General features: G+C 69.9%; 9 protein-coding genes and 1 pseudogene. 5 read left to right on the top strand and 5 right to left on the bottom strand.

Annotated features, from left to right (window positions below; genetic code table 11):
- Nucleotides 1-8: 8 nt before the first annotated feature.
- Nucleotides 9-129: pseudogene (locus tag ABZY57_RS20590) on the top strand (methyltransferase); the annotation flags it as partial.
- A gap of 116 nt (nt 130-245) precedes the next feature.
- Here the strand turns inward: ABZY57_RS20590 and ABZY57_RS20585 are convergent.
- Both ABZY57_RS20585 and ABZY57_RS20580 read right to left on the bottom strand, forming a co-directional pair.
- Nucleotides 246-962: a class E sortase gene (locus ABZY57_RS20585; protein WP_356513893.1), complete on the bottom strand. Its 717-nt coding sequence runs from the start codon at nt 960-962 to the stop codon at nt 246-248.
- A gap of 237 nt (nt 963-1,199) precedes the next feature.
- Nucleotides 1,200-2,771, bottom strand: coding sequence for an alpha/beta hydrolase (locus ABZY57_RS20580; protein ID WP_356513891.1), 1,572 nt, complete (start codon nt 2,769-2,771; stop codon nt 1,200-1,202).
- 601 nt (nt 2,772-3,372) lie between these two features.
- Between ABZY57_RS20580 and ABZY57_RS20575 the strand changes: the two genes are divergently transcribed.
- Nucleotides 3,373-5,355 carry an amino acid transporter gene (locus tag ABZY57_RS20575; protein ID WP_356513889.1) on the top strand — a complete coding sequence of 661 codons (1,983 nt, stop codon included), beginning with the start codon at nt 3,373-3,375 and terminating at the stop codon, nt 5,353-5,355.
- A gap of 292 nt (nt 5,356-5,647) precedes the next feature.
- Here the strand turns inward: ABZY57_RS20575 and ABZY57_RS20570 are convergent, their stop codons facing one another.
- The gene (locus tag ABZY57_RS20570; protein ID WP_356513887.1) at nt 5,648-5,830 is read right to left on the bottom strand and encodes a hypothetical protein; all 183 of its coding nucleotides are present in this window, start codon (nt 5,828-5,830) and stop codon (nt 5,648-5,650) included.
- Nucleotides 5,831-6,008: 178 nt separating this feature from the next.
- Between ABZY57_RS20570 and ABZY57_RS20565 the strand changes: the two genes are divergently transcribed.
- Nucleotides 6,009-6,440, top strand: a complete 432-nt coding sequence (locus ABZY57_RS20565; RefSeq protein ID WP_356513886.1) for a cupin domain-containing protein — start codon at nt 6,009-6,011, stop codon at nt 6,438-6,440.
- Nucleotides 6,441-6,878: 438 nt separating this feature from the next.
- On the opposite strand, the gene ABZY57_RS20560 is transcribed toward ABZY57_RS20565, so the two are convergent.
- Together ABZY57_RS20560 and ABZY57_RS20555 are read right to left on the bottom strand one after the other, a co-directional pair.
- A complete protein-coding gene (locus ABZY57_RS20560) occupies nt 6,879-7,034 on the bottom strand; it encodes a hypothetical protein (protein WP_356513884.1) in 156 nt (51 codons plus the stop codon).
- Between the two features lie 122 nt (nt 7,035-7,156).
- Entirely contained in the window at nt 7,157-8,830 is a 1,674-nt protein-coding gene (locus ABZY57_RS20555) for a BCCT family transporter (protein WP_356513882.1), read from the bottom strand.
- Between the two features lie 216 nt (nt 8,831-9,046).
- Between ABZY57_RS20555 and ABZY57_RS20550 the strand changes: the two genes are divergently transcribed.
- Together ABZY57_RS20550 and ABZY57_RS20545 are read left to right on the top strand one after the other, a co-directional pair.
- The gene (locus ABZY57_RS20550) at nt 9,047-9,289 is read left to right on the top strand and encodes a matrixin family metalloprotease (protein WP_356513880.1); all 243 of its coding nucleotides are present in this window, start codon (nt 9,047-9,049) and stop codon (nt 9,287-9,289) included.
- A partial coding sequence (locus ABZY57_RS20545; protein WP_356513878.1) for a hypothetical protein occupies nt 9,286-9,659 on the top strand: 374 nt, incomplete at its 3' end. The genes ABZY57_RS20550 and ABZY57_RS20545, both read left to right, overlap by 4 nt.

Below are 9,659 nucleotides of genomic sequence, written 5' to 3'. Positions count from 1 at the left end.
CCGGAACCGGAGCCAAGGAACGTACCCGCGCGGACTTCGAGGAGGTGTGCGGCCGGGCTGCGCGTCACGTCGGTCACCCCGCTCGCGGAGGCCGCCCCGTACTCCCTGATCGAAGCCGTGGCCGACTGACCTCTGCCGGGAGTCGTCGTTCGGTTTCGGCAGGTTCTCATCAGCGCTCTGGGTGGCGTCTTCGCTCTCCGGTACGCGCAGGGCCCCGCCCGCGTCCCTGCGAGGGCTGGGCGGCGCTATCCGGCAGGCGGCGCTGCGGTCGTCTTGCGGAGAACGCCTATCTTGTCGATGCGGTGCTCGGGATTGCCCTGGGCATCGCTCCAGAAATTGCCCTCGGCATGGTCTTCCGGGGTGGCGCAGGTCGAGATCGTGATCATGGCCTGGGTCGGGGCCACACCCGGCTGTCCGGGGACCGCGGCGCGCTGCTCGCTCAGCGAGCGTTCCGACCGGAAGGACGTCTTGCGGCTCGCGATGATTTCGTACGTGTACTCCACATCGCCCACGGTCACGAGCACCGAGTCGCCCTTCACCACGTCGGGGAGGTCACGCAGCGGGCCGCCTGCCGACAGGCGGTGCGCGGTGACCAGGAAATTACCCGCCTGGCCGGGCCCGACTCCGCCACGCTTCCCGTACGGGCTGGCCGCCACACCCCTGTCCTGAATACGGGTGCCGGGCGCATCGTCGGTGGTGCCCTCGTACGGCAGCACGCGCAGCCCGGCTATGCCCACCGAGGGTATGGACAGGACGGAGGCCTCGGTCTGCACGGAGGCAACCGGTGGCTCGGACGGGGGCGCGGCGGCGGCTGGGGCCGAAGCGGGCGCCGCTGCCATCGTCGGCGGTGCGGGAGCCGCGGCGCCGGCAGCAGCCTGAGTGGTGCTGCAACCCGCCAACAGGACGACCATGGCGCCGGCCGCCACGGCGGATGCGGCTCGGGACGGGAAGTACAGGGGCATGGGCGTTTCCGTACTGTTCGGCGGGCTCGTCGGGGCAGGGGCGCGAGCCGGGTTGCCCGCCAGAGTGACATACGGAGCAAGAGGTTCATAAGGGCCGGACCTGTGACCTTCGCCCTCCCGTGCGACGCGAGAGCGTCTCGCCGGATCTCCTCGGTGCCAGCCACCTGGTGAAGGGCGGGACAGCCACACGGTGGCCCGCCAGATGTTCGTCTCCGAGCACACGTGAACCGCGGGCCGCTACCCCGCCTGCTTGACGCAGGTCTGGTCCCTCGCCGGCAGCTTGCCGGTGGCCAGGTAGCGGTTGACCTGGTCGTCCACGCACGCGTTGCCGTAGCGCCCGAAGAGGGCGTGCCGGTTGGCGCCCTCGAGGGTGACCAGCCTGGAGCTCGGCAGCTGCTTGCGCAGCTCGACACTTCCCTTGTACGTCGTACGAGGGTCACCGGTGGCGGCGACGATCAGTGCAGGGACATCGCGCCGCACCCGGGTGGGCTCTTCGCGCGGCGAGTCCCAGAAGGCGCACGGGTTGATGTTGTTGGTCAGAGCGCCGAACAGCGGGTGCGCGGTGCGGTTGCGTTCGATGCCCCGCCAGTAGAGCTCGGGATCGCGCGCGGCGGCCACGTCCCCGCAGATCACGGCGGACTGCGCGCCGGTGGGCTCGCCCTCACCGCGCAGCACGTACCGGAGCTCCGGGACGAGCATCGGCGGCACCGTCGTCGGCCGGCCCTCCGCAGCTCGGGCCAGCACGGAAAGCAGCTCACCGAACGACGCCCGCGCCGCGGCGGTGTCGTCCGCGATGCCCGAGAAGAGGAGGAGCGGCACCTGGCTGTCGTCGATCCGGAAGGCATCGGCGCCGGTGCCGATGGTCAGCGGACCGCGCGCGGCCGCCGCGACGATGCGGTCGACGGCGGCGAGCACCTCGACGCGGCTGCGACCGAGGCCGTAGGTGCCGTGGTGCTCCGAGGCCCAGGCGGCCCAGTCGGACAGCGCCTTCTCGTTCTCGCGCTCGGTGCCCTTCAGCAGCCGGGGGCGGTAGTCGCTCGGGTTGATCGCCCCGTCCAGCACCATCCGGTCGTGGCGGCCGGGGAACATCTGCGTGTAGACCGTGCCCAGGTAGGTGCCGTACGAGTAGCCCAGGAAGGAGATCTTCCGCTCGCCGAGCGTGCCGCGGATGACGTCCATGTCGCGGGCCGTGTTGCGGGTGGTGATGTGGGGGAGCACCGCGGCGTCGGTGGCCCGGCACTTGTCGGCCAGGCTCTTCTGCAGGGCGACCTGGCGGTCGAAGCCCGCCCGGTCGGCGCCGGCGGACAGCCAGGTCATGCCGACGGGCAAGCCGCAGTCCAGCGGGGTGCTGCGCCCGATGAACCGCGGGTCGAAGCCGACGATGTCGTAGCGCGCGCCGACCTCCTTCATCGACGCGCGGGCCTGCGGCGGGGACTGGAGTGCGGGTCCGCCCGGACCGCCGTTGTTGAGGAGGATCGAGCCGATGCGGTGGCGGGTGTCGGTGGCCTTGAGCCGGGAGATCGCCACGGTGATCGTGCGCCCCCGGGGGTCGGCGTAATCCAGGGGGACGGTCACGTCCGCGCACTGCACGCCTGCCTGGTCCAGATCGCGGCCCGTGGTGTCGTCGGGGCCCTTGGTGCAGCTGCCCCAGCCGAGGTGCTGGCGGTAGTACCGGTCCAGTCCGACCCCGGAGCTGTCCTGGGCGGTGGTCTCGGCGGCCGTGGCCAGGACGGGGGAGGACGTGAGGCAGGCGGCGAGGGTGAGGCCCACGGCCAAGGCGCGGCGTGCGGCGGGGCTGACAGTGGTCACGGGGAATCCTTGAGCATCGTCCGCTTCGTGTGATCGCATGCCCCGAGGCTAGGAACCCGCCCCGGTACGGCACATCGCCCAAGGGCACGAGGACCCAGGTCCCGTCCACCCCTGGTCCGGGACCTGCGGCCCGGTCCGGCCTCCTCCTCCGGGAGGAGACCGTCGGCGGGGCTGCGCCGAGGGCCGTCCCGGCCACGCGTCTGCCGCAAGGGGAGATCACCGTACTGGCATGCGGTCAGGAGTCGTGCCGGCAGGAGATGTGCCGTGTCAGCGACGGGCGTTAGGGATGCGTTAAGGATTCTTGCTCCGGGATCCGTCGGGAAGCCCCGAGGCGGCTTCCGGGAGCAGGCGTTGGAGGCCGGCTGGGCAGGGCTCTCCGCTGATGAGATGCCTGCTCTACATGGGTTCTTGAGGTACGGGCGGCCAGTGGCTGGGCAGCGGGCGGTGCTCGGGGCACAAGGGCAGGCGGGTGCCGGAGTGCGCCCGTCCGGTGCGGGTCCGTGTCGGCGGCGGGCCCATACTCGATGATCGCTGCGATGCCCCTCAGCGGATGGCCGTTGTCCGGGTGCGCTGGAGAGGCCGGGAAGGGTTGATGGGGGATATGAAAGACGCGCATCACGCGGGCATGCCGGACGTGGTGGACAGCCCTGCTCTGCGAGTGCAGCCGTCTGGCGGGCTCGCACGGTGGATGCTGCGGCACCAGGTGCAGCCGGTGGGGCCGGCGGCCGGTGAGGGGCACGCCGAGCCGCACGCCTGGTGGAAGGTGATGTGCCTGACCGGCGTCGACTACTTCTCCAGCCTCGCCTACGTGCCCGCGATCGCCGCCCTCGCCGCCGGGGCGGTCTCGCCGCTCGCGACCCTGCTGATCGTGGCGCTGACCCTGCTGGGGATGCTGCCGATGTACCGGCGGGTGGCGAAGGAAAGCCCGCACGGCGCCGGGTCGGTGGCGATGCTGGAGGACCTGCTGCCGTTCTGGTGGGGCAAGCTGTTCGTGCTGATCCTGCTCGGCTTCGTGGCCACCTCGTGGATCATCACGATCACGCTGTCCACGGCGGACGCGTCCGTACACGTGGTGGAGAACCCCTTCTTCCCCGCGGTTCTGCACGGGCATGAGGTCGCCCTGACGGTGGCGCTGCTGCTGGTCCTCGGAGGAGTGTTCCTGCTGGGGTTCAGCGAAGCGGTCAGCGTGGCCATCCCCCTGGTCGCCATCTTCCTCGTGCTGAACGCGGTCGTCATCGGCATCGGCCTGGTCCACGTGTTCACCACCCCGGGAGCCTGGTCGGCGTGGACCGACGCCCTCGCAGCGGGTGGTGGCGGCTTCGGTGACCTGCTCGGCCCGGCACTGCTGGCCTTCCCGCTGCTGGTGCTGGGCTTGTCGGGCTTCGAGACCGGTGTGAGCATGATGCCGCTCGTCGCCGCCGAGGGTGCCGATGCCGAGCAGCGGTTGCGCTCGCGGATCCGCAACACCCGAAGGCTGCTGACCACCGCGGCCCTCATCATGAGCGTGTACCTGCTGTCCGCCAGTTTCGTCACCACCCTGCTCGTCCCACACGAGCTCTTCGAACCGGGGGGCGCCGCCAACGGCCGGGCCCTGGCATGGCTGGCCCACGAGCACGTCGGGGAGGCGTTCGGCACCGTCTACGACATCAGCACCATCCTGATCCTGTGGTTCGCCGGTGCCTCGGCCATGGCCGGCTTGGTCAACATCGTCCCCCGCTACCTGCCCGACTACGGCATGGCCCCCGAATGGGGACGCGCCGTACGCCCCGTCGTGATCGTCTACACCGCCCTGTGCATCCTCATCACGATCGCCTTCAACGCCGACGTCGACGAACAGGCCGGCGCCTACGCCACCGGCATCCTGGCCATGATGGTCTCCGGCGCCTTCGCCGTCACCGTCTCCGTCGCACGCCGCCGCCGTCGCGCGGCCACCATCGGCTTCGCCCTGCTCACCGCGGTCCTGCTCTACGCCCTGGTCGCCAACATCATCGACAAGCCCGACGGCATCGCCATCTCCGCCTTCTTCATCGCCGGGATCATCACCGTGTCGCTGATCTCCCGCGTCTCACGCACCACCGAACTGCGCGCCGACCGCATCGTCTTCGACGCCGAAGCCCGCCGGTTCATCAACGACACCCTCGCCCACGACAGCTCCATCAACATCATCGCCAACCGCCGCCAAGCCGGCGACATGGCCGAGTACAGCGACAAGGAACGCGAACAGCGCGGCGTCAACCCCGTGCCCGGCCGTGCCGACGTCATCTTCCTCGAGATCGACGTGGTCGACCCCTCGGACTTCAGCGACACCCTCACCGTGCACGGCGTCGACGTCGACGGGTACCGGATCCTGCGCGCGGCCGCGCCGGCCGCACCGAACGCCATCGCCGCCATCCTTCTGGCCCTGCGCGACGCCACCGGCGTCCAGCCGCACTGCTACTTCGCCTGGGCCGAGGGAAGCCCGCTGGTCCACATGGTCCGCTACTTCCTCCTGGGGCGCGGAGACACCGCACCGGTCACCCGGGAAATCATCCGCAGCCACGAACCAGACCCGGACCGCCGCCCCGGCATCCATGTCGGTGGCTGACCACCGCAGCCTTACGCAGCCTCTTCCAAGGACGCCGGGGCGGTGAGACCGAAAGGCATGTCCGACCATGAACGCAACGCCGGATCGCCGCGTGAGGGTCAGGATCATCGCCCTCGCACCCGGGTATGGCCGACGCCCGAGCGCCGCCAAGGTCCGCCGCCGGCCTACAGCGACGACGCCTGTGGCCCATTCCAGCCGCGGCGGCGGGGTGGTCCAGCAGCGCGCGGCCTCGGGCCCTGGTCTTCGGTGCGGAGCGCTGACCGGCCGCCGCCCGTCCGCTCTGACCTCCCCGTCACCGGCGGTGGATCACCGCGCTGCCCGAAGCCTTGTCGTGCATGCCGCGGCGGTCCTTGCTGAGGTTGACCGAAGACAGGTTGGCGACACACAGCACCGGGATGCCGGTCACCACGAGGTTCATGAGGTGCCGGGCGACGGCCGAGCCGTAGCCGATGCGCTCGCGGGTATTGAAGTGCATCGCGGAATCGTACATTCCGATGTTCCGGGGAGTTTCCCGGCGGTGCTGCCGTGTCCCAAGATCCGCATCATCGTCGACATGCCGGTAGCTGCGGGTAGCTGCCGGCTTGTGAGGCGGGTCGCCACCGGCGGTGGCGGGAACTGTTCGGACGCCTCCGGCTGGCTGGTGTACTGCCCGCATGGGAGATCACAAGCAGTGCACGGTGGTACGAACCGGCATGTACGAAGGCATTCAGGGCGGCAGTTTCGGGGCGGGGATCAGTGCCCAGTCGGCGGGTGCGGAGCGGTTGTGTCTGCACCGCCTGGTGATGCCGGCCCAGACGCGGGGCCGTCCTCACCTGCACGAGGGGCACGAGTCAGCCATTTTCATCCAGTCCGGACAGGTCGAGGTCTGGCACGGCCCAGACCTGGCCGAACACGTCGTCCTGCGCGCCGGCGACTACATCCACATCCCCGCCAACACGCCCCACATGCCCGTCAACACCGGAAACCAGGACATGGTGTGCCTGGTCGCCCGCACCGACCCCGATGAACAGGAAGGCGTCCGGCTGCTGGATCTCCCCATCTGGCTGGAGGCCAGGGTCGGCCCGCTGCCTGTCGGGGCCGGCTGAGTGCCGGCGTCGGGACGTCGCCCCTGCGTCCTAGGCTCGGATCCCGCACCCGCGGCATCCACGTCGCAGGACACCGGCTGGCATGAGGGGGCTCGGTGGCGCCCACAAAGGACCGCCCAGGCGATCCCAACGAGGATCTGGCCCGGCTCGTCAAGCAGGCCGGCGCGAGCCACGAGCACTGGCCGCGCAGATCAACAAGCTCGGGGCCGCGGCCGGTGTTCCGCTCCGGTATGAGCACACCAGTGTCGCCAGATGGGTGAATCTCGGAATGGTCCCGCGCGGCCGGACGCCCGAGTTCCTGGCCGCTGCGCTGGGCGAACGCCTCGGCAGAGCGGTGAGCGTGACCGAGATCGGCCTGTACAGCAGGTCGGGCGGAAAGCCTGATCTGGGGTTGGAGTTCGCCCGTGACCCCGTCGATGCGCTCCGCGTCGCCGCCGCTTACTGGAGAACCGTGGACCGCTCCCGCCGCCAGCTCATCAGCACCGGCTTCGCCATCGCCGCCTTCACCACCCCCGTCACCCGCTGGCTGGCGAAACCGACCGACGCACCGGCCACCACGATGTCGCCCAGCGCCACCAGCCGCAGGGAGTTCACCGAAGGACGGGCCTTCGAGATCGTGGCCGACGCGCCCCGACCGCGGCCGCAGGGCATTGGCTGCCGCGACAGCACGGGGCGCCGACCACAATCGTGGCGAGAGGCCCGGACACTCTGCCGTCCTACCGATCCGGGGGCGAAGGTGCCGCAGGCGGCTGTGCGGTATCCGCTTCTGGGCCGCCGGCCGGGCCGATGCGGATCTCGAAGTCGCCGCCGTACTCTTCGTGGCCGGCGGCGACGGCGACGGCGACGGCTACCTCGCCCTGTTCGCCCTGGATGATGAGCGGGTCCTGGCGCAGGTCCCGTAGGAGCGCCACGCACATGCCGATCATGACCACGGTGAACGGCGCCGCCACAAGGATCGTCAGGTTCTGCAGTCCGGCGAGTGCATCGCCCTTGCCGTTGCCGATGAGCAGCATGATGGCCGCGACGGCGCCGGTGACCACGCCCCAGAAGACGATCACCAACCGGGCCGGTTCCAGGACGCCTCTCTGTGAGAGCGTGGCCATCACGATGGAGGCGGCGTCGGCGCCGGAGACGAAGAAGATGGCAACGAGGACCATGACCAGCAGGCTCATTGCGGTGGAGGCGGGGAACTGCTGGAGCAGCCCGAAGAGCTGCCCCTCGGGGGTGCTCTCCTCGCCGAGTCCGCCGCTCTCCCGGATCTTCATGGCCGTGCCGCCGAAGACGGCGAACCACAGCAGGCTGACCGTGCTCGGTACGAGGATGACGCCGCCGACGAATTGCCGGATGGTGCGTCCGCGGCTGATCCGTGCGATGAACATGCCGACGAACGGGGTCCAGGAGATCCACCAGGCCCAGTAGAAGACCGTCCAGCTGCCCAGCCATTCGGCGACCTCGCCGGCGCCGGTGGCCTCGGTCCGGCCGATGAGCTGGGGGAGGTCGCCGAGGTAGGCGCCGAGGGAGGTGGGCAGGAGGTCGAGCACGATGATGGTCGGCCCGGCGATGAACACGAACACGACGAGCAGCAGGGCGAGCACCATGTTGATGTTCGACAGCCACTGGATGCCGCGTTCCACGCCGGAGACCGCGGAGGCGACGAAGGCGAGGGTCAGGACGGCGATGACGGCGATGAGGAGCGCGGTGCTGACCGACTCCATCCAGCCCAGCTCACGGAAACCGCTGCCGATCTGGAGGGCCCCGAGGCCCAGCGAGGCCGCTGAGCCGAAGAGGGTGGCGAAGATTGCCACGATGTCGATGGCACGGCCGATGGCGCCGTGTGCGTGTCGGGGGCCGATCAGTGGCTCGAACACCGCACTGATCGTCTGGCGGCGGTTGCGACGGAACGTGCTGTAGGCGATGGCGAGGCCGACGACCGCGTAGATCGCCCACGGGTGGAGCGTCCAGTGGAAAAGCGTGGTGGCCATCGAGGTCTGCATCCGCTCGGCGGAGTCGACGGGGTGAGTGCCGGGCGGTGGCTCCTCGTAGTGCGCCAGGGGTTCGCTCACGCCGTAGAACATGAGCCCGATGCCCATGCCGGCGCTGAACATCATGGCGACCCAGGAGACGGTACGGAACTCCGGCGGCTCGCCTTCGCGGCCGAGGCGGATCCGGCCGTAGCGGCTGATCGCCAACCAGAGGGCGAAGACGACGAAGGCGCTGGCGGCGAGCATGAAGGCCCAGCCGCCGTTGTGGATGAGCCCCTCCAGCAGGCTGCTCGACACTCTCTCCAGCGAGTCCGTCGCCACTGCGCCCCACAGGACGAAGGCGAGCGTCAGGCCCGCGGTGACCCCGAAGACCACCCTGTCCGTGCGGGAACGTTGATCGGCCTCCAACGAAGCCCCCTTCGCCAAAAGAACGGTATCCACATGCCGTGACGGAATATCACGTAAGTCCCATTCAAGCCGATATGGGACCGCGAGGTCCGTAGGACGCACATGCGGCGGCTCACCGGGCGCGAGGCGCTGGGCAGGGCCAGCGGCGCCGTGCGCGGACCCGAAGGACTCCACCGAGACCAAGGCCCACAGCTCCGTCGACGAGGGTGAGATCCGGTGGACGTCGAGCACGAAGTACACGACCGAGTGGGCGCACGCGGTCAAGGCGTGGCAGTTCTCCGGCGCGAAGATCAACGGCGCAACGTCCTCGTCCACGAACTGGGGCACGCCCTCGGCTTCTGCCACACGTCCGACGGCGGGAAGACGGCCGTGCAATCCGTGATGTGGCCGTATGCGTCAGCGCACGAGGTCCCGACCGAGGTCGACAAGGCGAACTACCGAAGGTTGTGGGGCTCATGAAGAAGATGCTGCTGATCGTGCCGGTCGCCGCCACAGTGCTCCTCGGCGGTGGCGGCTGGTACGTCTGGGACTCGTCTGCGCCGGAGTACGTGGAGAGCCTGTGCGACGCGCCGTACGGCACGGACACGGAAGTGGCCACCTCCGCGCAGGGCATCGCCGTGGTGGAAGCGACCGGCCCCGCCGGCCCGGTCTCGCTGGAGGGGATCTCCGACGCCGAGGCACGGAAGTTCGTGACAACGCCTGTGCGCGTCCTGGAAGCAATGAAGGAGACCTGGAGATCAGCAGTCAGGGCATCGACAGGAGCCCGTGTATGTGCGCCGGCCACGCGCACGGGCGCCGACCGGACCCGGGACTTCGGGGTCCGGTCGGC

The sequence above is a fragment of the Streptomyces sp. NPDC006450 genome, assembly GCF_040612195.1.
GTDB lineage: Bacteria > Actinomycetota > Actinomycetes > Streptomycetales > Streptomycetaceae > Streptomyces.
This window is presented reverse-complemented; position numbering and strand designations above follow the sequence as displayed.